Origin of the sequence: Actinomadura madurae, from assembly GCF_900115095.1 — a bacterium.
Lineage (GTDB): Bacteria > Actinomycetota > Actinomycetes > Streptosporangiales > Streptosporangiaceae > Spirillospora > Spirillospora madurae.
Genome location: NZ_FOVH01000009.1, coordinates 150,992 through 173,835 on the forward strand (window position 1 = coordinate 150,992; position 22,844 = coordinate 173,835).

Genomic DNA, 22,844 nt, shown 5'->3' on the forward strand with positions numbered 1-22,844 from the left:
CGGGTGCCCTTCACCCGCTGGCCGATACGGAGGTAGACAGTGGGAGTCAGTCTGAGCAAGGGCGGCAACGTCTCGCTGACCAAGGAGGCCCCCGGACTGACCGCCGTCGTGGTTGGTCTGGGCTGGGACGTTCGGACCACGACCGGAACCGATTTCGACCTGGACGCCAGCGCCCTGCTGTGCTCGGCGGAGAACAAGGTCCTCTCGGACCAGCACTTCGTGTTCTTCAACAACCTCAAGAGCCCGGACGGCTCGGTCGAGCACACCGGCGACAACCTCACCGGCGAGGGCGAGGGCGACGACGAGCAGATCAAGGTGAACCTCGCCTCGGTCCCCGCCGAGATCACCAAGATCGTCTTCCCGGTGTCGATCTACGACGCCGACACCCGCCAGCAGAACTTCGGCCAGGTCCGCAACGCGTTCATCCGCGTGGTGAACCAGGCCGACAACGGCGAGATCGCGCGCTACGACCTGTCGGAGGACGCCTCGACCGAGACCGCGATGGTGTTCGGCGAGCTGTACCGCAACGGCGCCGAGTGGAAGTTCCGCGCGGTGGGGCAGGGCTATGCCTCGGGCCTGTCGGGCATCGCGTCCGACTTCGGGGTGAACGTCTGAGCGTCCGCCGCATGTGACGGGGGCGTCCCGGGTGTCCGGGGCGCCCCGTCGCGTTCTCCGGCGGTGCCGCGTTGCAGGTGGGGTGCCAGCGGGGCCAGCCGCGCGGCCTCCGCGGCGCGGGTGCCGGGCCCGGGGGCAGGCGGGCCGCCAGCCAGGCCTGGACCGCGGGGATGAGGAGCCGGAACCGTTCGGGGGCGCAGTGGGTGGCGCCGCGCACGAGCCACACGGTCGTGCCCGGGATCTCCGCCAGGCCGGTGGTGTCGCCGTCCGGGACGGTGACGAGCTCCCGGCGGAACCGGGCGCGGTAGCCCGGCGCCGCCTCCAGGTAGCGCTCCAGCTGCCGCCGGTGCGCGTCGCGGCGGGCCGGGGTGGCCGGGCAGGGGAAACGGGCGGCGCCCCAGCACAGCGAGGCCGCCAGCGGCCCGTGCTCGCGGGCGGCCCGTTCGGCCTCGGCGGCCCAGACCGGCACCCAGCCCCTGGCGTGCGAGCGCCGCCCGCCGTCCCGCAACACGTCCCGCAACACCTGACATCTTGCGGCGGGCGGGCTAGGCGGCGGGGACGACGGCCATGGCCTCGATCTCCACCAGCAGGTCGTCGCGGACCAGGCGGGACACCTCCACCAGCGACGCGGCCGGGGACACGCCCTCGGGGACGAACTCGGCGCGCACCGCCCGCACGACGCCGACACCGCCCGCGTCCCGCAGGAAGTACCCGAGCCGCACGACGTGCTCCCAGCGGGCGCCGGCCGCGGTCAGCGCGGCCTCCAGGTTGGCGAACACCTGCCGGGTCTGGGCCTCCAGGTCGCCGGGGCCGACGAGGTTCCCGGCGGCGTCCAGGGCGATCTGCCCGCTGAGCACGACCAGGCGGCCGGGGACGTCGACGGACACGGCGTGGCTGTAGCCGGGGCCGGGCACCAGGCCGGGCGCGTCGATCTGCCGGATGCCGGTGCGCGGATCGTGGTCGCTCACAAGATCACGATACGCGGCGTCCGGTGGTGGCGGTGCCGCCGGGTCAGCCGAGCAGTTCCTCCCGCAGCCGCGTCTTGAGGATCTTCCCGCCGGGGTTGCGGGGCAGGCCCTCGTCGCGGAACCAGAAGTGCACCGGCACCTTGAACGCGGCGATCCGGCCGCGCAGGAAGTCCTGGATCTCCTCCTCGCCCGCCGCGGCGCCGGGGCGCAGCACGACCACCGCGCCGACCTCCTCGCCGAGGACCTGGTGGGGGACGCCGATGACCGCGCAGTCGGCGATCGCGGGATGCTCGTACAGGGCGGCCTCGACCTCGGCGCAGTAGATGTTCTCGCCGCCGCGGATGAGCATGTCCTTGGCGCGGTCGACGATGTAGACGAACCCGTCCTCGTCCAGGCGGGCCAGGTCGCCGCTGTAGAACCAGCCGTCCACGAACGCCCGCGCGGTCGCCTCGGGCTTGTTCCAGTAGCCCTTGATGATGTTGGGTCCCTTGATGAGCAGCTCGCCGACCTCGCCGGGCGGCAGCTCCTCCCCGGCGGGGTCGACGACCTTGACGTCGCAGACGGCGACGGGCGGGCCGACGCTCTCGGGCCGCTCCAGGTAGTTCACCCCGCCGTTGTAGGTGGTGACCGAGGAGGTCTCGGTGAGGCCGTATCCGTTGCCGGGCATCCGCTCGGGCAGCCGCTCCTTGATCTTCTCGACGAGGGCGGGCGCGGCGGGCGCGCCGCCGTAGCTGACGCCGGTGAGGCTGGAGGTGTCGTACTCGCCGAAGTCGGGGGAGGTGAGCACCTGCCAGGCCATGGTGGGCACGCCGCCGAACCCGGTGACCTTCTCCCGCTCGATCAGCTCCAGCGCCTGCCGGACGTCCCACTTGTACATCAGCACCACCGTGCCGCCCTGCAGGGCGCTGGCGACCAGCACCGAGTGGCAGCCGGTGGCGTGGAAGAACGGGACGCTCAGCAGCGTCACCCGCGGCTGCGGCGCGGCCAGCTCCTCGACCGTCCGGCCGGCGCGGACCCCGGCCGACATGATCCCGTAGGCGAGGCTGACGGGGTTGGTGGCGATGTTGCGGTGCGTGCCGAGGGCGCCCTTGGGCCGGCCGGTGGTGCCGGAGGTGTAGAAGATGGTGGCCTCGTCCTCGGGGTCGAGCGCCACCTGCGGCAGCGAGGCCGCGGCCGGGTCGCCGGTGTCGCCGAGGGCGTCCTCGAACGCCTCGGCGCCGTCGGGCGGCGGCCCGTCCGGGCGGGCGACCAGGCACGGGACGCCGAGCTTCGGCAGCACCCCGGCCAGGCGCTCGGCGCGCTCGGCGTCGGCGATGAGGACCTTGGCGCCGCTGTCGGCCAGCCCGTACTCCAGCTCCCCGGCGCTCCACCAGGCGTTCAGCGGCACCACCACCGCGCCCGCTGCGGCGGCGCCGAAGAACGCCACCGACCATTCGGGGTAGTTGCGCATGGCGATCGCGACCCGGTCGCCCTTGGCGATCCCGTACCGCTCGATGAGCCGGCGCGCGAACGCCGCCGCCCGCGCGTAGTGGACGGCGAACGTGAGCCGGTCGCCGCCGTAGACCAGGTAGTCCTTGTCGCCGTGCGCGCGGGAGATCTCCAGGATGTCGCGCAGGGTGACGGGGGCGTTCTTCCAGACGCGGGTCCGCACGCCGCGTATCTCGGTCTCGGCCATCTCGAACAGCTGCCCGGGGGCGGTCATCGCCGCCCGGACCTCGGCGATGGCGGGCAGCCCGCCGCCGTCCTGCCCGGTGCCCTGCGCGTTCCGGTCCTCCACGTCACGGTCCTGCACGTCGCGCCTCCCGCGGGGTCACGGCGCGCCGCCGCGCGGGCCCCTCCGCCGAACACGGTTCGGTGCGCCGTGCTCGAAATCTATGATCCACATCACGCGCGGGTCAACGCCCCCGCCGCCGCGGGCGGATTCGCCCGGATGGTCCGTCGGATGATCCCTGCCTGCGACAATGGGGGCATGACCGAGCGCAAGCCGATCGAGTACTGGCTGTCGGACATGGACGGGGTGCTGGTCCACGAGGGCCGTCCCGTCCCCGGCGCGGAGGAGTTCATCCGCCGCCTGGCCGCCTCCGGAAAACCGTTCCTCGTCCTGACCAACAACTCGATCTACACCCGCCGGGACCTGTCGGCCCGCCTGGCCGCGGCGGGGCTCGTCGTCCCGGCCGAGTCGATCTGGACGTCGGCGCTGGCCACCGCCCGGTTCCTGGCCGACCAGCGGCCCGAGGGGTCGGCGTATGTGATCGGGGAGGCGGGGCTGACGACCGCGCTGCACGAGGCGGACTTCGTCCTCACCGACATCGATCCCGACTACGTGGTGCTGGGGGAGACCCGCACCTACAGCTTCTCCCAGATCACCCGCGCGATCCGGCTGATCGAGAAGGGCGCCCGGTTCGTGGCGACCAACCCCGACCCGATCGGCCCGTCCCCGGAGGGGTCGCTGCCGGCGTGCGGCGCGGTCGCCGCGATGATCACCCGCGCGACAGGCGTGGAGCCCTACTTCGTCGGCAAGCCGAACCCGCTGATGATGCGGACGGCGATCAACGTCGTCGGCGGGCACAGCGAGAGCACCGCCATGATCGGCGACCGGATGGACACCGACATCGTCGCGGGCATCGAGGCCGGGCTGGAGACGATCCTGGTGCTGACCGGGGTGACCGGCAAGGACGAGATCGCGCGGTTCCCGTTCCGGCCGCACCGCGTCGTGGCGTCCATCGCCGACCTGATCGAGCTGGTCTGACCGGCGGCGGCCGGGCCCGCCCGCGGGCCGGGTCTGTCAGCCGGGGACGGCGACGGCTCCGAGGGCGGTCATGAGGCCGAGCGCGTCCGACACGACCCAGTACTCGGCGAACCGGCCGTCCTCGGCGCGGAAGATGTCCTGGCCGCTGAAGGAGACGGGCGTGCCGGGCTCGGCGGTGGCGCCGGGGATGCCGCCGCGGTAGGAGCCGTGGAAGCTCCATCCGGCGGCGACCATCCCGTCGCCGACGACCGGGCCGACGTCCAGGGTGGTGCGCACGCCGGTGAAGTAGGCGTGGGAGCGGCGGACCTGCTCGGCCGCCTCGGCGGGGCCGTGCACCTCCAGGTTCGGCCAGTGGCCGGTGAAGCCGGGGGTGAGGATCTCGGCGGCGACGGCGTGGTCGCCGCCCCACACCTCGAACAGCCACCTGCGGTAGAGGGCGTCCAGTGCGTCGTCCATGCCCCGGGTGCTGCTCGCGGGCCCGCCCGGCCAAACGTAGAATCGGGGACGACCATGCGCATGATCAGGCAGGGCGGGTCGCGGGAGCTGGAGATCCGCAGGTCGCGGTTCGTCTGCACGCTCGCCCGCGCGGCCGACGAGGCCGAGGCGACGGCGTTCGTGGCCGCGCACCGGCGGGCGCACCGCGACGCCACCCACAACTGCACCGCCTACGTCGTGGGCGAGCACGGTGAGATCACCAGGAGCAGCGACGACGGGGAGCCGGCCGGGACGGCGGGCGTCCCGATGCTGGAGGTGCTGACCCGGCGCGGGCTGACCGGCACGGTCGCCGTCGTCACCCGCTACTTCGGCGGGGTGAAGCTCGGCGCGGGCGGCCTGGTCCGCGCCTACAGCCAGGCCGTCGCCGACACCATCGACGCCGTCGGGGTGGTGGAGCTGCGCCCGGTGGTGACGGTCACCGTGGGGGTGGAGCACGCGCTGGCGGGACGGTTCCTGGGCGATCTGCACTCTAGTGGGCACCAGCCCGCCGGCGTCCGCTACGGGGCGGGCGTGGAGGCCGACGTGGCGGTGCCCGTGCCGGAGCTGGAGGCGTTCGAGGCGTGGGCCGCGCAGGTGACGGCCGGGCGCGCGTCGGTCCGGCGGGGCGCGCCCGGCCACGTCGAGGTCCCGGTGCCGTGACCCGCGGCCGGCCGCCTCACCGGCCGCCTGATCGGGCGACCCGGCAGCTCCCATCAGGCGGCGAGGAAGTCGGCCAGGACGGGCGCGAGAACGGCGGGCGCGACGTCGTGGGTCTGCCCGTCCAGGGTGCGGTGCGACCCGGCGGGCAGGAGCGCGGCGGCGCGGCGGGCGGTGTCGCGCATCCAGTCGGGGCTCTCGCCCCCGTCCAGCACCAGCGCCGGGACGGTGACCCGGGCGAGCAGGTCCTCGGGGAGCTTGGCGCCGGTGGCGGCGTCGTCCATGACGGCGGAGTCGTAGGCGAGGGTGGGCGCGAGCGCCTCCAGCGCGGGCCACATCGGCGCGTGCCGCATCTGCCCGACCATCTCCGCGGGCATGCCGACGTTGGTCATGAACAGCGCGAGCGCGTCGCCGCGGCGGTCGTCGGCGAGCAGGCCGGTCAGCTCGGTGTGGTAGGCCCTGGCCCGGGTGAGGTGGTCGTCGTGCGCCGGGTTGAACGGCGGCTCGAACAGCGCGAGCCGGGTGATGGGCAGGCCGTGCGCGGCGGCGCGCAGGGCCAGGACGGCGCCCGAGGACATCCCGTAGACCGCGGCGGACCCGCCGGCGGCCTCGATGACGGCGGCCAGGTCCTCGATCTCGCGTTCGACGGCGTAGGGCGGGGTGTCGCCGCTGTCGCCGCGGCCGCGGCGGTCGTAGGTGAGGACGGTGTGGACCGGGGCCAGCAGCTCGGCGAGCGCGGCGCCCGATCCGCGGTCGTTGAGGGCTCCGCCGACATGGACGACGGCGGGGCCGGTTCCGGTCCGGTCGATGGCGATGCGGGTGCCGTCTTTGGAGTGCACGGTTTCCATGAGGGGTTCCTTCCCAGGTCGCGGCGGTCTTGGCGCGGCGTTCCACGTGCGGCGGCTCCCCAGTATCCGGTCCGGGTCCGACAGGGAGACAGGCTGTCTCCCGCACGGGGCATGGTGTCGCTTCAGGGGACGGTGGTGTAGCCTTCCCGGCGATGAGCAGGAGCACGGTCATCCGCGACCACGTCAGGGCGGGGATACTCGAGGTCGCGGCCGGCGTGCTGGCCGAGCGCGGCGAGTCGGCGAGCATGACCGACATCGCCAAGGCCGCCGGCGTCGCGCGGGCGACGCTCTACCGCTACTTCCCCAGCCGCGAGGCGCTCCTGTACGCCCTCTACGAGGCCGCCCTGACCGACCTCACGGACCGGCTGGAGGACGCCCGCCTGGACGCGGTCCCGATCGAGGAGGCCGTCGCCCGGATGACACGCGCGACGATCGCCGCGACCAGCAGGTACCGGGCCCTCGGCCTGTTCGAGAAGAGCCCGGCCGAGGCGCGCCGCGTCGAACGCCAGCTCGCCGGCCCGCTCCGCGCGGTGTTCGAGCGCGGCGCCAAGGGCGGCTGCTTCCGCGGCGACCTGCCCGTCCACACCCTGGCCGAGCTGTACTTCAGCCTGCTGGAGGGCGTGGTCTCGCGCGTCATCCGCCACCGCCTGGGCGTGGAGGAGGCCAGCGCCGCCGTCACCACCGTCTTCCTGTCCGGTGCCCTAGCCCCGCCGCCCGACGGTCCAGCCCGCCGATACTGAACCGGTCTCGTCGCCGTCGCCGGGGAAAAGCGGTCATGTCCTGACCGCTTCGCCTGCCAGCGTTGCGGTATGACGATCCACGACGATGACGTGATGGCCTCGGGCGCCGGCGGTGCCGGGTGACCGTCCTGAGCGTCCGGGCGCTGAACCGTGCGACGCTGGCGCGGCAGCTGCTGCTCGAACGCGCCGAGATGCCGGTCCATGACGCCGTCGCGCACCTGTGCGGGTTGCAGGCGCAGGAGCCGCAGGAACCGTTCACCGGGCTCTGGTCGCGCCTGCGCGCGTTCGGCCCGGCGGCGCTCTCGGACCTGCTGGTCCGGCGGCGCGTGGTGCGGACCCACCTCATGCGGCGCACCGTCCACCTCCTCACCGCCGAGGACGTCCTGGCCTGGCGGGCCCGCCACGACGCCATGCTGCGGCAGCGGGTCCTCGGGACCTACCGCCGCGAGCTGGACGGGGTGGATCTGGAGGAGCTCGCGGCGGCGGGCCGGGCGGTGATGGCCGACGGCGAGTCCCGCTCGATGGCCGAGCTCGTGCGGGCGGTGGCCGGGGACCTGCCGGCGCCGCAGCGGCGGGCGCTGGGCGAGCTGCTGGTCGGCGCGCTGGTCCCGATGGTGCAGGCGCCGCCGCGCGGGCTGTGGCGGGAGCGGTCGGGCGTGCGCAACGTGCTGCTGTCCTCGTGGCTGGGCCGCGAGGCCGACCCGCCGGCCCCGGAAGGCTCCCACCCGGAGTGCGCCGACCCGGCGGGCGAGGCGCTGGTGCGCCGCTACCTGGCCGCGTACGGGCCTGCGGCCACGGCCGATCTGCGGGCTTGGTGCGGCCTGACCGGGCTGCCGGGCGCGGTGGCCGCGATCCGCGGGGAGCTGGTCGCCTTCCGCGACGAGCGGGGCCGGGAGCTGCTGGATCTGCCCGGCGCGCCCCGTCCCGATCCCGAAACGCCGGCGCCGGTGCGCTTCCTGCCGGCGTTCGACAACGCGATCCTCGGCTATCACGACCGGCGCCGGATCATCGATGACGTCCACCGCGGCCTGTCGGTCACCGGGGCCCGCGTCGTGCTGGTGGACGGGCGGGTCGCCGCCACATGGGACGTCAGGGACGGCACCGTGTCGGTCACGCCGCTGCGCCGCTTCTCCCGGGCCGACCGCGAGGCCGTCGCCGAGGAGGGGCGGGAGCTGGCGTCGTTCCTGTCGGACGGGGCCGGTGAGCGTGTGCACGTCGCCGCCTCCCCCCGCTGAGTGCCGCCCTCGGCGGCGGGCGGGCCCTTCACCGGAAGCGCGGTGCAGAGCGGCGCCAAGGGCGCGACCGCTCGCGGCGCGGCGCAGGGCCCCGGGCGCCAGTCGAGCGCGGGCGGTGGCCGGGCGTCGGCCGCCGATGGCCGTGGTGCCTGGTCGTTCGGTCACCGTGGAGGCTCCTTCGCCGCGTGCGGCTGACCATCCCCGTGTGCGAGGACCCCGCGGAGCCGTTGGGACAGGGCCCCGGGCGGTCGTACGCTGGGGTGGCGGAACAGTGGCGGAAGTCGGCGGGGCGGGAGTCGGCATGAACGATGCGCGGGCGGGGTGGGTGTCGTCGAGTCCGCGGGCGGAGCGGGCGCGGCGCGCGGCGGAGGTGCTGCGCCGCGACATCGCGGGCGGGACATTCGCGGACGGCCCGCTGCCCGACGAGCGGGTGCTCGGGGCCCGGCTCGGCGTGTCCCGCAACGCGGTCCGGGACGCGCTGGCGCTGCTGCGGGACGAGGGGCTGATCACCCGGCGGCGGGGCGTGGGGACGATGGTGGTGGCTCCCCGGTACGGGCACGGCCTGGACCGGCTGGAAGGGCTGGCCGAGACCCTGGCGGGGCATGGCGCGGTCACCAACGAGGTCCGCGCGGCCGGCCGCGTCGCCGACCCGCCGGCCGGGGTGGCCGCGCGGCTGGGGCTGGCGCCGGGCGAGGGCGCGGTGCGCATCGAGCGGCTGCGGCGGCTGGAGGGGGAGCCGCTGTCGCTGGACGTCAGCTACCTGCCCGCGGACGTGGGCGCCGCGGTGCTGGGCCTGGACCTGGCAGGGCGCGACCTGTTCGCGCTGATCGAGGAGGTGGCCGGGCAACCGCTGGGGCGGGCGGAGGTGACGCTGGACGCGGTCGGCGCCGGACCGGGGCCGGCGGCGCTGCTGGGGGTGGCGGAGGGCGCGGCGGTGTTCGCGGTGGGCCGGCTGACCCGGCTCGCCGACGGCCGCCCGGTCGACTGCGAGGACATCCGGATCCGCGCGGACCGGCTCACCTTCCACGCGACCCTGTACCGGGGCGCCGCCGCGCGGCGGGAACCGGAGCCGTGACGGGGCTGGAGCCGGGGGTGCTGGCGGCGCTGGTGCTGCTGGGGCTGGCCGCCGGGGTGGGGATCACGGCGGTCGGGCCGGGCGGGGTGCTGGTCACGGCTGGGCTGTTCGCGCTGACGGGGCTGCCGCCGGCGCACGTGGCGGGGACGGCGATGGTGACCAATGTCGCGACCGGGGTGCTGGGGACGGCCGTCTACACCCGGTCGGGGCAGCTGCGGGAGCCGGGGACGCGGCGGACGGCGGCGCTGCTGTGCGGGGGCGCGGTGGCGGGGACGCCGCTGGGGGTGTGGCTGAACGGCCTGGTGACCGGGCGGGTGTTCGGCGTGCTGCTGGGGGTGCTGGTCGCGCTGTCCGCGGTGCTGGTGCTGTGCCGCCGCGGTGAGGGCGCGGGGTCGCCGGGTGCGGGGTGGCCGGTGGTGCTGGCGGCCGGGGCGGCGGTGGCGGCGGCGGGCGCGCTGTTCGGGGTCGGGGGGCCGATGCTGTGCGTCCCGCTGCTGGTGGCGCTCGGGTCGCCGGTGCTGGCGGCGCTGGCGGCCGCGCAGGCCCAGTCGGTGGTGATCGCCGGTGCCGGGACGCTGGGGTACGTCGCGGCGGGGGCGGTGGACTGGCCGCTGGCGGCGCTGGTGGGGGTGCCGGAGCTGGCGGGTGTGGTGGCGGGGTGGGCGATCGCGCGGGCGGTCCCGGCGGGGGCGCTGAAGGGCGCCCTGGTGGTGAGCCTGCTGGCGTTGGCGCCGTACGTGGCGCTGCACGGCTGACCGCCGCCCTCGGCCGTGGAGGCAAGGGCCCGCGGGCGGCGGGTCAGGGTCGGGCGCGCAGGCGGCGGAGCATGCGGGCGTCGGTGAAGCCGACGGCGCGGGCGGCGGCGTCGGCGGTGGCGCCCTGCCCGATGAGGTGCTCGGCGCGTTCGAGCCGCAGTTCCTGCTGGTAGCGCAGCGGGGTGAGGCCGGTCGCGGCGGCGAAGCGGCGGGTGAGGGTGCGCTCGCTGACGCCGGCCTCGGCGGCGAGGGCGGCCAGCGGGAGGGGGCGGGTGTAGCGGGCGTCGATGAGGTCCTGGGCGCGGTGGACGGTGTCGGACACGTGCGCGCGGTGCCGCAGGAGGGCGCTGGCCTGGGGTTCGTCGCCGTTGCGGCGCGCGTAGACGACCATGGTGCGGGCGATGCGCGCGGCGGCGGCGGGGCCGTGCCGAGCCGCGACCAGGTGCAGGGCGAGGTCGATGCCGGAGGCGATGCCGGCGGAGGTGATGACGCGGCCGTCGGTGACGTACAGGACGTCGCGGACGACGGTGGCGCGGGGGTGGCGGCGGGCGAGGGCGTCCTGGAGCTCGTGGTGGGTGGTGCAGCGGCGTCCGTCCAGGAGCCCGGCGTGGGCGAGGGCGAACGCGCCCGCGCAGACGCTGGCGACGGTGCCGCCGGCGGCGTGGTGGCCGGCCAGGCGGCGCGCGGCGTGGCCGGAGACCGGCGGGGCGTGGGGGCGGCCGGTGCCCCAGCGCCATCCGGGGACCAGGACGATGTCGTCGGCGGTCAGGGCGGGCCAGGCGGTGGAGGCCTGCAGCGCGATGCCCTGGGCGGTCGGCACGTGTTCGGGGGGCGCGGGTTCGGGCGGGTGGTCCGGCTCGTCCCCGGAGCGGGGCCGGTCGGCGACGTAGGCGAGCCGGTAGGGCAGGCCGGCGCCGGCGGCGGTGGAGAACACCTGGGCGGGGCCGGCGAGGTCGAGCAGGTGCAGTCCGGGGACGAGCAGGAAGGCGATGCGTGTCACGATCCGGTCAGCCTACCGGGGCCGCTCAGCCCACCGGGGCCGGGGAGCCGCCGGCGGGGGCGAGGTCGTCGAGGGAGGCGATGGCGGCGAACCGTCCGGCCAGGGCGTACTCGGTGCGGGCGATGACCTGGTCGGCGGGCAGCGTGGCGGGGTCGGCGAGGATCTCGGCGAGGGGGCGGCCGGGTGTGGCGTCGCGGTGGGCGATGGGGAAGGTGGCGGTGGCGTCGGTGACGAAGGTGACGCGGTAGCCGAGGTCGGCGGCCAGGCGGGCGGTGGTCTCGCAGCACTGCTCGGTCTGGATGCCGCAGACGGTGACCTCGCCGATGCCGCGGGAGGTCAGCAGCTGCTGCAGGTTGGTGGTGGTGAAGGCGTTGCGGGAGGTCTTGGTCAGGACCGGTTCCCCGGGGGCGGGCCGCAGGCCGTCCATGGGGCGGACGTGGCCGAGGGCGGGGTCGAACACCTCGCCGCTGCCGGGTTCGGCGTGCAGGATCCACACGACCAGGTCGCCCGCGGCGCGGGCGGCGTCGGCCAGGCGGGCGGCGCGGGCGGCGATGTCGGGGGTCGAGACCGCGGCCCAGAGGGGGCGGTGGCGGAAGGACTCCTGGACGTCGATGACGAGAAGCGCTCGGTTCATGCGTCCGATGCTGGCGGGGGGCCGCGCCGCGGGGCAGGCATCATCGCGGCGCCGTGCGGAACGATCCGGTCACCGCGGGACCGCCCGCCGTAAAGGATCTTGCCCGGGGGCGGGAGGGGACGTTCCGGACGGGCATCTGCCCGGGGTCAGGGGTCTGCGCGAGCGAGGGGGCACGGGCATGGGCGGAGATGAGCCGGTCGGGGACGGCCGCGCGCCGGACGCCGGGACGGCGGGCGGGAGCCTCGGGGTGGAGGAGGAGTTCCTGCTGGTGGACGCGGAGTCGGGAGAGTGCGTCGGGCGCGCCGAGGAGGTCTTGCGCGCGGCGGGCCCGCACCGGTGGGCGGGAACGGGCGGCTCGTTCCAGGGCGAGCTGCTGGCCTCGCAGGTGGAGGCGACGACCGGGGTGTGCCATGACCTGGCGGGCCTGCGGGCGCAGCTGCGGTACGGGCGGGCGCGGCTGGCGGAGGCGGCGCGGGAGTGCGGCGCGCTGCTGGTGTCGGCGGGGACGCCGGTGCTGGGCGGCCCTGCGCCGCCGGTCGCGCGGGGGGAGCGGTTCGGCGCGATCGTGGCGGCCTACGGGGAGGTGGTGCGCGACTACCAGGCGTGCGGGTGCCATGTGCACGTCGGGGTCCCGGACCGGGACACCGCGGTGACGGTGGTGAACCATCTGCGGCCGTGGCTGCCGGTCCTGATGGCGCTGTCGGTGAACTCGGCGTTCGACCGGGGCCGCGCGGCGGGGTATCCGGGCCGCCGGCAGGTGGAGATGTCGCGGTTCCCGGGGGCGGGGGTGCCGCCGTGGTCGGCGTCGGCGGCCGAGTACGACGCGCGGGTGGCGGCGCTGGTGGAGGCGGGGGCGCTGGTGGACGCGGCGATGACGTTCTGGCTGGCGCGGCCGTCGCCGCGGTGGCCGACGGTGGAGGTGCGTGCGGCGGACGCGGCGGCCACCGCCGACGAGGCGCTGCTGCAGGCCGCGCTGGTGCGGGGGCTGGTCGGCGCGGCGCTGGACGACCTGGCGCAGGGGCGGGAGGCGCCGCGGGCGGACGGGCAGGTGTGCGCGGCGGCGCTGTGGAACGCGTCACGGCACGGCATGGACGGCCCGATGGTGGACCCGGTGGCGGGGCGGAGCGTCCCGGCGTGGCGGCGGGTGGACGATCTGGTGGCCCGCGCGGGCCCGGCGCTGGCGCGCTCGGGTGACCTCGACACGGTGCTGGCGCTGGTGGAGGGCGTGCGCAGGGCCGGGACGGGCGCGGAGCGGCAGCGCCGTGCAGCCCGCCGGGGCGGCCCGCGCGCGGTGGTGGAGATGCTGGCGCGGCAGACCGAGTCCGGTGGGCTGGCGGGCGCGGGCACCGGCTCGGACGGGCCGGGCGGGCCCGCGGAGGGGCCCAGTGCGACATCAGGGGAGAAACCGTGCGTATGGGACGCGGGTGAGCGGGTACCGGAGCCGGACGCCCCCTGATGACGGAGGAGACATGAGCGTTCAGCAGGACCTGCCGCCCGCACGGCGGCCCGCCGGCGACCCGGTGATGCCGGAGCCGCGCGGGCCGCTGTCGCGCGCCGTCGCGGCCGCCCTGGAATCGGGCCCGGCCCCGGGCCCGGGCTTACACGCGCCGGCGCCGCCGCTTGCGATCGCCGGGGTGCCGGGCGCCGAGGTGGCGGGCGCGGACCCCTACGGGGAGGACCTGCAGCTGGCGCTGCACCTGTGCTACGAGCTGCACTACCGGGGGTTCGCCGGTGTGGATCCGGACTGGGAGTGGGATCCGGGGCTGCTGCGGTTGCGCGGCGCGATGGAGGCGGTGTTCCTGGCGGCGCTGCGCCGTGACGTGCCCGGTGACGGCGACGTGGTGGAGGCGCTGGAGGATCTGCTGGTGGAGCCGGTGGACGCGCGCGGCGTGTCCCAGCGCCTGCGCGACGAGGGCGAGTGGTGGCAACTGCTCGAGCACGCGGCGCTGCGGTCGGTGTACCACCTGAAGGAGGCCGATCCGCACGCGTGGGTGATCCCGCGGCTGCGGGGCGGGGTCAAGACGGCGCTGGTCGCGGTGGAGAACGACGAGTTCGGCGGCGGCCGCCCGCGGATGATCCATCAGGGCCTGTACGCCGATCTGCTGGACGACCTCGGCCTGGACCCCTCCTACGGCGCGTACGTGGACGCGGCTCCGGCGGTGATGCTGGCGACGGTGAACATGATGTCGCTGTTCGGGCTCCGGCGGTCGCTGCGGGCCGCGCTGGTGGGGCATTTCGCCGCGGCGGAGATCACCACGGCGCCGTCGGCGCGGCGGATGGTGCGGGCGCTGGAGCGGCTGGGCGCCGGGCCGCGGGCCCGGTTCTTCTACACCGAGCACGTCGAGGCCGACGCCGTCCACGAGCAGGTGCTGCGGCACGAGGTGGTCGGCGGGCTGCTGGAGTCCGAGCCGGGCCTGGCGGGGGACGTGGTGCTGGGGGTCCGGGCGACCGGGCTGCTGGAGGACCGGCTGGGCGCGCATCTGCTGGACCGGTGGCGGCAGGGGCGGTCTGCGCTGCGGCGCCCGCTGCCGGGCTGGCTGCCGGGCTCGCCCGCGGGGCTGCGGGCCGCTGGGTGAAGGGGGGACGGGGAATGCTGCTGTTCAGGCCGCCGGGGGTGTACCGGCCGCAGTCCGACACCTCGCTGCTGGCGGGGGAGCTGCTGCGGGCGCTCGGCCAGGTGGGGGCGCCGCCGGGCGCGCGGGTGCTGGAGCTCGGCACCGGGACGGGCGCGGTGGCGCTGGCCGCGGCGCGGGCGGGCTGCCGGGTGGTGGCGGTGGACGTGTCCGCGCAGGCGGTGCTGGCGGCGCGGGTGAACGCGCGGATGCGGGGCCTGCCGGTGCGGGTGCTGCGCGGGGACCTGTTCGCGCCGGTGGCGGGCGAGGAGTTCGACGTGATCGTGGCCAACCCCCCGTACGTGGCGGGGGACGCCGACCCGGCGTCGGTGCGGGGCCGGGCGCGGGCGTGGGAGGCGGGGCCGGACGGGCGGGCGCTGCTGGACCGGATCTGCGCCGGCGCGCCGGGGCACCTGAGCCCGTCGGGGACCCTGCTGATGGTGCACTCGTCGCTGAACGGGGTGGCGGCCACGCTGGTGGCGCTGCGCGGCGCGGGCATGCGGGCGTCGGTGGTGGCGCGGCACCGTGAGCCGTTCGGCCCGGTGATGCGGCGCCGCGCGGCCGCCTTGCGGGCGCGCGGCCTGGTGGATCCGGACCAGCGGTATGAGGAGCTGGTGGTGGTACGCGCCGCCCGGATCGAGGAGGGGAGGGGACGTGACAGCGCCCGGCGGGCCGCCTGACACCGCGCCCGGAGCCGTGCCCGCGGGGGCGGGGGAGCGGCGACGGGTGCGGATGGTGCCGGGCGGGCCGGTGCTGGTGGAGGGCCCGGTCGAGGTCGTGCTGGAGGACGGCACGACGGTGGTGTCGGACCGGTGGCTGGTGGCGCTGTGCGCGTGCCGCCGCAGCCGCGCCTACCCGTTCTGCGACACCAGCCACCGGCGCCGCCGCCGCGAGTGATGATCCCCCATGGCCGCCTGGGCGCCCCTGCCCCGCGGCCCGCCGAGCCAGATCGCGGGGCAGGGCCGTTCATGCCGGAGTGCGAAGAGGCGCGGAAGTCAGCCGCCTAGGCTGTCGAGGGCGACGTCCAGGCGCTGGGCGAGGCGTTCGATCTGCTCCTCGTTGGCGCCGGTGTCGAGTTCGGCGATGACGGCGTCCCGCGTGGTGATGACCAGGGCGTCCTCGGGGCCGTCGCCGCGGCCGGGGTCGGCGGGGACGACGGTGGCCTCCCCGCCGATGACGACGAGCGCGGCGCCGCGGTCGGCGGAGGCCAGCAGGGCGTACAGGTGGTCGGGTGTGATCGTCGGCATGGGGTGACCTCCGGGTCGGGGCCGCGGCGTGTGGGCCGGTGGCGTCAGGGCTTCGTATCGGGTTCGCGGGGTCAGGGTGTCCGGGTGTCCGGGTGTCAGGGTTTGCGGCCGACGCCGGTGCTGAACTCGCGGGCGCGCATCGGCCCGCCGGTCCCGGGGGACAGCGGCGGGGTGTCGCGGCCGGCGCCGGTGCGCAGGCCCTCCAGGAACTCGGTGATGGCCTCGCGGGCGGTGTGCCGGGGCGTCCAGCCGAGTTCGGTGCGGGCCCGCGCGGTGTCCATGAGCGGGATCTGCAGGGCCAGGTCGAACAGGCCGGGTGAGGCGGGGACCAGGTGCAGGCCCCAGGCGGCGGCGAGGGCGGCCCGCACGCCGCGGGCGGGCAGCCGCACGGTGCGGGCGCCGAGGAGGCCGGCGAGCTCGGCGGCGTCCAGGACGGGGTCGGCGGCGATGTTGAAGGGGCCGCGGGCGTCGCCGGTGGCGGCCAGGCGGAACGCCTGCCCGGCGTCGGCGGAGTGCAGGACCTGCAGGCGGAGGCCGGGCAGGTCCGGGACGATGGGGATGAGACCGGGGCGGGCGAGCCTGCCGGGCAGCAGCGGCCCGGCGAACAGGCGCCGCTGCTGGGCGGCGCTCTGGCGTTCGAAGATGAACCCGGGCCGGATCCGCGCGACGCGGCAGCTGGGGTTGGCGGCCTCGAAGGCGTCCAGGAGCCGTTCGACGTAGGCCTTCTCGCGGCTGTAGGCGGCGCCGGGCCAGCCGTGGGTGGGCCAGGACTCGCCGACCGGGCGGTCCTTGGGGCCGGGGGAGTAGGCGCCGACCGAGGAGGAGTACACCAGCGCGGGCACGCCGGCCTGGGCGGCGGCGTCGAACACCCGGGCGCTGCCGATGACGTTGGCGTCCCAGGTCACCGCGGGGCGGTGCGTGGGCTGGAACAGCCAGGCCAGGTGGATCACGACGTCGGCGCCGCGCAGGAGCGGGACCAGGTCGGTGTCGGTGACGTCGGCCTCGGCCCACTGGAGCCTGCCGGTGCCGGACGGGTCGGTCTCGCTTTCGGCGCCGGGTCCGGGCGGGCGGCGGGCCAGTCCGGTGACGGCGGTGACGGCCGGGTCCTGCGTGAGCGCGCGGATGGTGCTGGTCCCGATGTTGCCGGTGGCGCCGGTGACGACGACGCGCATGGCGATCTCCCCCTCGTCGGCGGTTCCCGCGGGATTCCCGCAGGTGGACGGCCCCATTCCCGTCCCGTGCCGTTCTATGCCCGCGCCGGCTCCGCGAAGCCGGGCGCGCCGGGGCCGGCGGGGTTCAGGTGCGCTGGCGGGCGCGGAACGCGGCGGCCTTGGCGCGGTTGCCGCATTCGCGCATGTCGCACCAGCGGCGGGTGCCGCGGCGGGAGGTGTCGAGGTACAGGCGGGTGCAGGTGCCCGATCCGCATTCCTTGAGGGTGCCGGGGACGGCTCCGCCGAGCAGGTCGATCGCGGCGCGGGCGACCTGGGACAGGGCCGCGCGGACGTCCCCGGCGCGGTGCACGGGGTTACCGGCGGCGCCGGGGCCGGGGAGGGAGGGGACGGGGGGCGGCGGTGCGGCGGCGGCGTTGATCGTGGCGCGGTCGTCGTCGGCGGGGGGTTCGCCGCGGATGGCCGCGCCGGCGGCGCGGAAGATCGCCTCGCGCAGCGCGACGGCGCGGTCCAGGTCGCCGGGCCGCAGGGCGGGGGTGCCGGTGACCAGGCCGGCGGCGGTCGTCCAGGCGAGCAGGTCGGCGGGGTCGCGCAGCAGTTCGCGGCGGTCGTGCCGGCGGTGCTGGAGGGTGCCGGCGAAGTCGAGGGCGAGGTTGCCGCTGACGAACCTGAACGTCATCCCCCCATCATAACCGGCTTGACAGGTTACGTGGCCGGGGCCCAGACTCAGTAACCGTCTTGACCGGTTACCAAGGGGGTCCGATGGCCGTGGACACCGGGCGGGTGGACACCGGGCGGCGGGACGCCGGTACCGGCTCGCCCACCGCGAACCACGCGGGACACGCCGCAGTCCCGGCCCCGCCCGTCTCCGGCGGGCGGGCGGTGCGGGCCGTCCCGGCGGTGTTCGTGCTGCTGTGGAGCAGCGCGTTCATCGCCGGGGTCGTCGGAGTGGACGCGGCCCCGCCGCTGCTGCTGCTGTTCGCCCGGTTCGGGCTGGCGGGGCTGCTGCTGGCGGCGTTCGCGGTCGCCGTCCGGGCGCCCTGGCCGCGCGGCCGGGCGCTGGCGCACGTGGCGGTGAGCGGGCTGCTGATCCAGGCCGTCCAGTTCGGCGCCCTCTACACCGCCATGGACATGGGCCTGCCCGCCGCGGTCGTCGCGCTCGTCCAGGGGCTGAACCCGGTGGTGATCGCGGCGCTGTCGGCGCTGCTGCCGGGGCAGCGGGTCACCGCCCGCCAGTGGGCGGGGTTCGCGCTCGGCGGCGCCGGGGTCGTGCTGGCCGTCGCCGGCCGCCTGGCGTTCTCACCGCTCGGGGTGGCGCTGTGCGCGGCGGGCCTGCTCGGCCTGAGCCTGGGCACCCTCTACCAGCAGCGGTTCGTCCCGGCCATGGACGTCCGGACGGGCACCGCCGCGCAGTTCCTCACCGCCGCCGTCCCGCTCGGCGCGCTGTCGCTGCTGACCGAGGCGCCGCGGGTGGCGCACTGGGCGCCGTTCGGCGCCGCGCTCGGCTGGATGGTGCTGGTCAACTCCATCGGCGCGTTCGTGCTGCTGAACCTGATGCTGCGGCGCGCCCCGGCGGCCCGGGTCGCCACCCTGTTCTTCCTGATCCCCTCGGTCACCGCGGTCATGGCGTGGCTGACGGTCGGGCAGTCGCTGAACGCCATGGCCGTGGCGGGCCTGCTGCTGGGCGGCGCCGGGGTCGCCCTGGCCGCCCGCCGCTGACCGGGGAACGCCCTCTCACGGCCCGGGCCGCGCCTCCTTCCCTTGTGCACGGGCGTCGCCGGTGCCGGGCCGGCGTGCGCGGGGCGCCGCCGGGGCGCCTTCGGCCCGGGCGGGGACGGCCGTCGCCGGCGTGGTGAGGTGGCGGGAGGCCGTGCGGGTATGGCCCGCCGGGTTGCCGCGCCATCGCGCCCGCGGAGGGACCTGCTCGCCCTTCATGAGGAAGGAGTCGGCGTCGAGCGTCGCCCCCTGCCCCATCGTCACGCCGTAGTGCACGAAGGATTCGACGCCCAGGGTGCAGCTGGCGCCGAGCGTGGTCCGGTCGGACTTGAAGACGCCCTCCTCCAGCGAATGGCACTGGATCACGCTGCCGGCGTTGAGCGTGGCGTCGTCCCCGATGGTGACCAGCGTCTTCTCCGGCACCGCGCAGCCGTCGTCGAAGACCCGGTGGCCGATGCGGACGCCGAGCAGGCGCCAGATGAGGTTCTTGAACGGGGTTCCGCTGAACGGTGCCGGCGCGCCCAGCTTCCACAGGCGTTCATGCCACCGGAAGTACGGATCGTAGATCGAGCACAGCTGGGGGCTGAGCGGACGGAACCGCGTGACGGCACGCTCGACCAGCACGGCGTAGCCGACACCGAACAGCAGGCTGGCCAGGACCGCCGCGACGATCCCCAGCGCCCGCCGGCCCTGGGACACCTCCTCGGCGAGCAGCCACAGCGTGATCACCACGGCGGACCCGAACCACTTCACCAGCAGGAACAGGCCCATGGTGGCGAGGTTGTGGCGGTTCTTGGCGGCCAGGCGACGGTGGAACTCCCCGGTGTCCAGGGTCTTGTCCAGGGTCTTGTCCAGGGTCTTGTCCAGTGTCTTGTCCAAGGTCTTGTCCAGGTGTGCGGGCCCGTGGTCGCGCCGCACCGACCGGGGGATCTCGAAGCAGGGCGAGCCCAGCAGCCCGACGTTCTCCCGCAGCCGCCCGCCGACGGGGACCGCGACCTTCGTGCCGAGCAGGACGTTGTCGCCGACGCGGGCCCCGGCCGGGAAGGCGATGGCGTTGCCGAGGAAGTTGCGCGCCCCGATCGTCACCAGCGACACCCGGAAGGACGTGCTGGAGAAGTCGGCGTTCATGATCGACAGCCCGTCGGACACCATCGTGCCGCTTCCCACCGTGGTCAGGTAGGGCGAATGGTGGCTCAGCTCGGTGCCGAAGTTCGTGCCGGTCTGCACGATCGGCCGCGCGAAGCGGTACCCCAGGGCGCGCAGGTAGGGGACGATGTAGGAGCTGTCGCCGAACAGGTCGGTGTAGAACTTCGCGTTCGTCGCGCGCTTGATCGCCGTTTGGGCCCAGTAGTGGATCCCGTAGAGCGGATAGACCCGGTCCCGCCTGACCAGGAGGGTGAGAAGGCGCGGGACGGTCACCACCACCAGCAGTCCGGTGAGAGCGCCGCCGAAGAACAGCACGGTGGACAGCAGCAGGGCGTCCAGGTAGAACCCCGGGCTGCCGAGCCCTTCCGGGTGCGGGCCCAGCACCTCGTCGAGCACCGGGAACCGCGTGAAGAGCACGGTCAAGACCATGGCCGCCAGTGGCAGGGAGACCGCGAGCAGGACGAACAGCTGGGTGAATGCGTAGGCGAATCTCCTCAAGGTGCCGCAGCGTGCCGGGGGAACCGGCATGTAGTCGGCGTCGGTACGCCGGGCCGGGCATCCGTGCCAGCGTTCGTCCTCCGGCACGCTCTGGGAGGCGTGCAGGGACGAGGCGTGCCCGAGCTGGGACCGGTCGCCCATGGAGGTGTCGATGTCCAGGACGGTCTGGTCGCCGACGAAGACGTCGTCGCCGAGGGTGATCGTGCCGGTCCGGATGACGCCCGCGTCGGCGCGGTATCCGGACATCGCGCAGTTCTCCCTGATGATCGTCCCGGCGCCGATCCTGAGCAGATCGGTGCACAGCGGCGTCCTGGAGAAGATCACGGTCCCCTTGCCGATCTTCGCTCCCAGCATCCTGAGGTGCCAGGCGTAGAGCGGTGATCCGGTGAAGAGCGCCATGGGGCTGGCCCGTACCAGCGTCTTGACCGTCCAGAAGCGCACGTACGACAGGCTCCACACGCGGATCTCCCGGGGCTTCCAGCGTCCTATGAGCGCCCACTTCGCCAGGATCGGCAGGACGCACAGGTACCCGTAGACCGCACAGCCGTAGACCAGCCCCCGCCGGTAGAGGTCGAGCGGTCCGCCCGCATGGGCCACCCACCGGTACCCGAGGGCGACCTGGGCACCGAGGTAGACGATCCCGAGGAACAGCAGCAACTGCAGGAGGCCGCACAGCACGTACTCCACCGTGCGCCCCGGTGCCTTCGCCGGCGCCGGGACCGGCGCCGCCACGTACGGCTGTTCTGGCGGCTGTCGTGGTGGTGGTTGGGCGGGCGCGGGGGCCGTGGCGTCCATCATCGCGGCCAGGTCCCTGATCGTCGGGTTCTGGTAGATGTCGGCCATCGACAGTGCCGTCAGGTCCGTCCGCTCCCGCAGCGAGGCGCAGAAGCGGGCCATCACCAGCGAATCGGCGCCCAGGTCGTCGAAGAAGTGGGCGTCGGCCGGCGCGCCTTCCAGCCGCATGAGATCGGCCAGCGCGTCGGCGAGCAGCCGCTCGGTGCCGCGGGCCGGGGCGGAGCCGCCGCCGGCGGGGGCGGCGAGGCCGCGCGGACCCCTCGGTGCGGGGAGCCTGCCGCGGTCGGCCTTGTCGCTCGGCAGCATCGGGATGGCGTCGAGCTCCTCGAAGTACGCCGGCACCATGTAGCGGGGCAGCCGCTCTCGCGCCCGCCGGTGCAGGCGTTCACGGTGGCCGGCGCCGTCCCCGTCGCATTCGCCTCGGCCGTTGCCGGACCGGCGGGTGTAGTACGCGACGAGTTCGACCACGCCCGGTTCTGGCTCGTGGACGCCGACCACCGTCTGCGCGATCCCCGGCACCTCCGACAGGACCGATTCGATCTCGGTCAGCTCGATGCGGTATCCCCGGATCTTGACCTGGGTGTCGATGCGACCGTGGTACTCCAGCTCGCCGTCGGCGTTGATCCGGCCCAGGTCCCCGGTGCGATAGATGCGGCCCGACGGGTTGTGCTCGATGCCGAGGAAATCGGGCACGAACCTGCTGCGGGTCAGGTCCTCGCGGTCGACGTACCCGGCGGCCAGCCCGACCCCCGCGATGCCGATCTCGCCCGGCCGGCCGGGCTCCAGGGCACGGTCCTCGGCCGGGTCCAGGACGACCACCGAGTAGGTGGGAAGCGGAACGCCGATGGTCACCGGCCGGTCGGGGTGAAGCGTCGTCCAGGTGGCGGTGACGGTGGTCTCGGTGGGCCCGTAGACGTTCAGGAATCTGCGTCCGGGCCGGTGCCATCGGGCGACCAGGTCCTGCGGGCACGCCTCACCGGACACCAGCAGGAAGCGCAGGCCGGGAAGGTCCTGGTCGAGCGTGGCCAGGAGCGTCGGGACACAGCACAGGGCCGAGACCCGCGCGTTTCGCAGGAAGTCGCTCAGCTCGGTGCCGACCAGCGCCGCCCCGCTCGGCCGGGGGACCAGGGTCGCACCCGCGACCAGGGGCACCCAGATCTCCTCGACGGAGAAGTCGAAGGCGATCGTCATGCCCTGGTACATGCGGTGCTCCGGCTCCACCCCGTAGACCTCGACCGCGACGCGGACGAAGTTGCAGACGGCGGCGTGCTGGATCGCCACGCCTTTGGGCCGTCCCGTCGAGCCGGAGGTGTAGATGATGTAGCACAGGTCGTCGGCCGGGGCGCCCTTCTCCGTGCTGGTGAGGCGGTGGCCGGGAAGGGCGGCGATCTGCAGCTCCGCCTCGTCCAGGCACACGACCTCCGCCTTGGCGGGCGACAGGTGTTCGCGCAGGTGCGAGAGCGACAGCACGGTCCGCACGCCCGCGTCCGCCGCGATGTAGGACAGCCGGTCGGGCGGGTAGCCGGGATCGAGCGGCACGTACACGGCGTTGATCTTCAGGGCGGCCAGCATGCCCGCGTAGGAGGGCGGGGCCCGGTCGAACAGCAGCCCGATCCGGTCGCCCGGGCGGATTCCCCGCGCCAGCAGGTGGCGGGCGAGCCGGTTGGCCCTCGCGTCGAGGTCGTCGTAGGTGAGGGTGGTGCCGTCGGCGTCGACGGCGGGATGGTCGTGGGAGCCCTGCGCCCGAAGCCGGTCGCACCGCTCCTCGAACAGGTGCTCCAGGCGCTCGCCCCGCTGCCAGCGCGTCCTGTGCTCGCGTCCCGCGCAGACCAGGACGCGGTCTGCGGTGACATGGCCGACCGCCTCGCCGGGGGTGGCCCGGCCCGTGCCGTTCGCCGCCATTCTCGCTCC

General features: G+C 75.3%; 22 protein-coding genes. 12 read left to right on the top strand and 10 right to left on the bottom strand.

What is annotated here, in order from left to right; translation table 11 throughout:
- The first annotated feature begins 39 nt into the window (after nt 1-39).
- Nucleotides 40-615 (top strand): TerD family protein, encoded by a 576-nt coding sequence (locus BM339_RS24725; RefSeq protein WP_021599372.1) that lies wholly within the window; start codon nt 40-42, stop codon nt 613-615.
- A gap of 545 nt (nt 616-1,160) precedes the next feature.
- Here BM339_RS24725 and BM339_RS24730 read toward each other — a convergent pair.
- Together BM339_RS24730 and BM339_RS24735 are read right to left on the bottom strand one after the other, a co-directional pair.
- The gene (locus BM339_RS24730) at nt 1,161-1,583 is read right to left on the bottom strand and encodes a RidA family protein (RefSeq protein WP_021599374.1); all 423 of its coding nucleotides are present in this window, start codon (nt 1,581-1,583) and stop codon (nt 1,161-1,163) included.
- A gap of 43 nt (nt 1,584-1,626) precedes the next feature.
- The gene (locus BM339_RS24735) at nt 1,627-3,375 is read right to left on the bottom strand and encodes a class I adenylate-forming enzyme family protein (protein WP_075022367.1); all 1,749 of its coding nucleotides are present in this window, start codon (nt 3,373-3,375) and stop codon (nt 1,627-1,629) included.
- 177 nt (nt 3,376-3,552) lie between these two features.
- Here BM339_RS24735 and BM339_RS24740 point away from each other — a divergent pair, with 177 nt between their 5' ends.
- Entirely contained in the window at nt 3,553-4,332 is a 780-nt protein-coding gene (locus BM339_RS24740) for an HAD-IIA family hydrolase (RefSeq protein WP_021599376.1), read from the top strand.
- Between the two features lie 36 nt (nt 4,333-4,368).
- On the opposite strand, the gene BM339_RS24745 is transcribed toward BM339_RS24740, so the two are convergent.
- A complete protein-coding gene (locus tag BM339_RS24745) occupies nt 4,369-4,788 on the bottom strand; it encodes an ester cyclase (RefSeq protein ID WP_021599377.1) in 420 nt (139 codons plus the stop codon).
- A 54-nt stretch (nt 4,789-4,842) separates the two neighbouring features.
- On the opposite strand from BM339_RS24745, the gene BM339_RS24750 reads away from it, so the two are divergent.
- Nucleotides 4,843-5,466 carry an IMPACT family protein gene (locus BM339_RS24750; protein ID WP_075022368.1) on the top strand — a complete coding sequence of 208 codons (624 nt, stop codon included), beginning with the start codon at nt 4,843-4,845 and terminating at the stop codon, nt 5,464-5,466.
- A gap of 53 nt (nt 5,467-5,519) precedes the next feature.
- On the opposite strand, the gene BM339_RS24755 is transcribed toward BM339_RS24750, so the two are convergent.
- The gene (locus BM339_RS24755; protein WP_024936695.1) at nt 5,520-6,311 is read right to left on the bottom strand and encodes an alpha/beta fold hydrolase; all 792 of its coding nucleotides are present in this window, start codon (nt 6,309-6,311) and stop codon (nt 5,520-5,522) included.
- 152 nt (nt 6,312-6,463) lie between these two features.
- On the opposite strand from BM339_RS24755, the gene BM339_RS24760 reads away from it, so the two are divergent.
- The 4 genes from BM339_RS24760 to BM339_RS24775 all read left to right on the top strand — a co-directional run bounded on the left by BM339_RS24760 (nt 6,464) and on the right by BM339_RS24775 (nt 10,116).
- Nucleotides 6,464-7,051: a TetR/AcrR family transcriptional regulator gene (locus BM339_RS24760; RefSeq protein WP_021600173.1), complete on the top strand. Its 588-nt coding sequence runs from the start codon at nt 6,464-6,466 to the stop codon at nt 7,049-7,051.
- Between the two features lie 119 nt (nt 7,052-7,170).
- Nucleotides 7,171-8,286 carry a winged helix DNA-binding domain-containing protein gene (locus tag BM339_RS24765; protein WP_075022369.1) on the top strand — a complete coding sequence of 372 codons (1,116 nt, stop codon included), beginning with the start codon at nt 7,171-7,173 and terminating at the stop codon, nt 8,284-8,286.
- Nucleotides 8,287-8,587: 301 nt separating this feature from the next.
- Nucleotides 8,588-9,361: a GntR family transcriptional regulator gene (locus BM339_RS24770; RefSeq protein ID WP_075022370.1), complete on the top strand. Its 774-nt coding sequence runs from the start codon at nt 8,588-8,590 to the stop codon at nt 9,359-9,361.
- A complete protein-coding gene (locus tag BM339_RS24775) occupies nt 9,358-10,116 on the top strand; it encodes a sulfite exporter TauE/SafE family protein (RefSeq protein WP_075022371.1) in 759 nt (252 codons plus the stop codon). The genes BM339_RS24770 and BM339_RS24775 overlap by 4 nt, the downstream gene beginning before the upstream one ends.
- Before the next feature lie 43 nt (nt 10,117-10,159).
- Here BM339_RS24775 and BM339_RS24780 read toward each other — a convergent pair whose 3' ends face one another.
- Both BM339_RS24780 and BM339_RS24785 read right to left on the bottom strand, forming a co-directional pair.
- The gene (locus tag BM339_RS24780) at nt 10,160-11,116 is read right to left on the bottom strand and encodes a GlxA family transcriptional regulator (RefSeq protein WP_021600032.1); all 957 of its coding nucleotides are present in this window, start codon (nt 11,114-11,116) and stop codon (nt 10,160-10,162) included.
- A gap of 25 nt (nt 11,117-11,141) precedes the next feature.
- Nucleotides 11,142-11,750 (bottom strand): cysteine hydrolase family protein, encoded by a 609-nt coding sequence (locus tag BM339_RS24785; RefSeq protein WP_075022372.1) that lies wholly within the window; start codon nt 11,748-11,750, stop codon nt 11,142-11,144.
- Nucleotides 11,751-11,928: 178 nt separating this feature from the next.
- Here BM339_RS24785 and BM339_RS24790 point away from each other — a divergent pair, with 178 nt between their 5' ends.
- From BM339_RS24790 to BM339_RS50820, 4 genes are read left to right on the top strand one after another with little or no spacing between them, the layout of a single operon-like run.
- On the top strand, nt 11,929-13,206 hold the full coding sequence (locus tag BM339_RS24790) for a carboxylate-amine ligase (RefSeq protein ID WP_075022373.1): 1,278 nt from the start codon (nt 11,929-11,931) through the stop codon (nt 13,204-13,206).
- Nucleotides 13,207-13,219: 13 nt separating this feature from the next.
- Nucleotides 13,220-14,326 (top strand): iron-containing redox enzyme family protein, encoded by a 1,107-nt coding sequence (locus BM339_RS24795; RefSeq protein WP_075022374.1) that lies wholly within the window; start codon nt 13,220-13,222, stop codon nt 14,324-14,326.
- Between the two features lie 14 nt (nt 14,327-14,340).
- A complete protein-coding gene (locus BM339_RS24800) occupies nt 14,341-15,042 on the top strand; it encodes a HemK2/MTQ2 family protein methyltransferase (protein WP_075022375.1) in 702 nt (233 codons plus the stop codon).
- A gap of 52 nt (nt 15,043-15,094) precedes the next feature.
- The gene (locus BM339_RS50820) at nt 15,095-15,259 is read left to right on the top strand and encodes a CDGSH iron-sulfur domain-containing protein (RefSeq protein WP_021600351.1); all 165 of its coding nucleotides are present in this window, start codon (nt 15,095-15,097) and stop codon (nt 15,257-15,259) included.
- A 98-nt stretch (nt 15,260-15,357) separates the two neighbouring features.
- Here BM339_RS50820 and BM339_RS24810 read toward each other — a convergent pair whose 3' ends face one another.
- The 3 genes from BM339_RS24810 to BM339_RS24820 all read right to left on the bottom strand — a co-directional run bounded on the left by BM339_RS24810 (nt 15,358) and on the right by BM339_RS24820 (nt 17,457).
- The gene (locus BM339_RS24810) at nt 15,358-15,609 is read right to left on the bottom strand and encodes a hypothetical protein (protein WP_021600350.1); all 252 of its coding nucleotides are present in this window, start codon (nt 15,607-15,609) and stop codon (nt 15,358-15,360) included.
- Between the two features lie 95 nt (nt 15,610-15,704).
- Nucleotides 15,705-16,781 (bottom strand): NAD-dependent epimerase/dehydratase family protein, encoded by a 1,077-nt coding sequence (locus BM339_RS24815; protein WP_075022489.1) that lies wholly within the window; start codon nt 16,779-16,781, stop codon nt 15,705-15,707.
- A 124-nt stretch (nt 16,782-16,905) separates the two neighbouring features.
- Nucleotides 16,906-17,457, bottom strand: a complete 552-nt coding sequence (locus tag BM339_RS24820; RefSeq protein WP_075022376.1) for a CGNR zinc finger domain-containing protein — start codon at nt 17,455-17,457, stop codon at nt 16,906-16,908.
- 83 nt (nt 17,458-17,540) lie between these two features.
- Between BM339_RS24820 and BM339_RS24825 the strand changes: the two genes are divergently transcribed.
- Nucleotides 17,541-18,497: a DMT family transporter gene (locus tag BM339_RS24825; protein WP_083597881.1), complete on the top strand. Its 957-nt coding sequence runs from the start codon at nt 17,541-17,543 to the stop codon at nt 18,495-18,497.
- 15 nt (nt 18,498-18,512) lie between these two features.
- Here BM339_RS24825 and BM339_RS24830 read toward each other — a convergent pair whose 3' ends face one another.
- Nucleotides 18,513-22,835 carry a Pls/PosA family non-ribosomal peptide synthetase gene (locus BM339_RS24830; RefSeq protein ID WP_075022377.1) on the bottom strand — a complete coding sequence of 1,441 codons (4,323 nt, stop codon included), beginning with the start codon at nt 22,833-22,835 and terminating at the stop codon, nt 18,513-18,515.
- Nucleotides 22,836-22,844 lie beyond the last annotated feature (9 nt).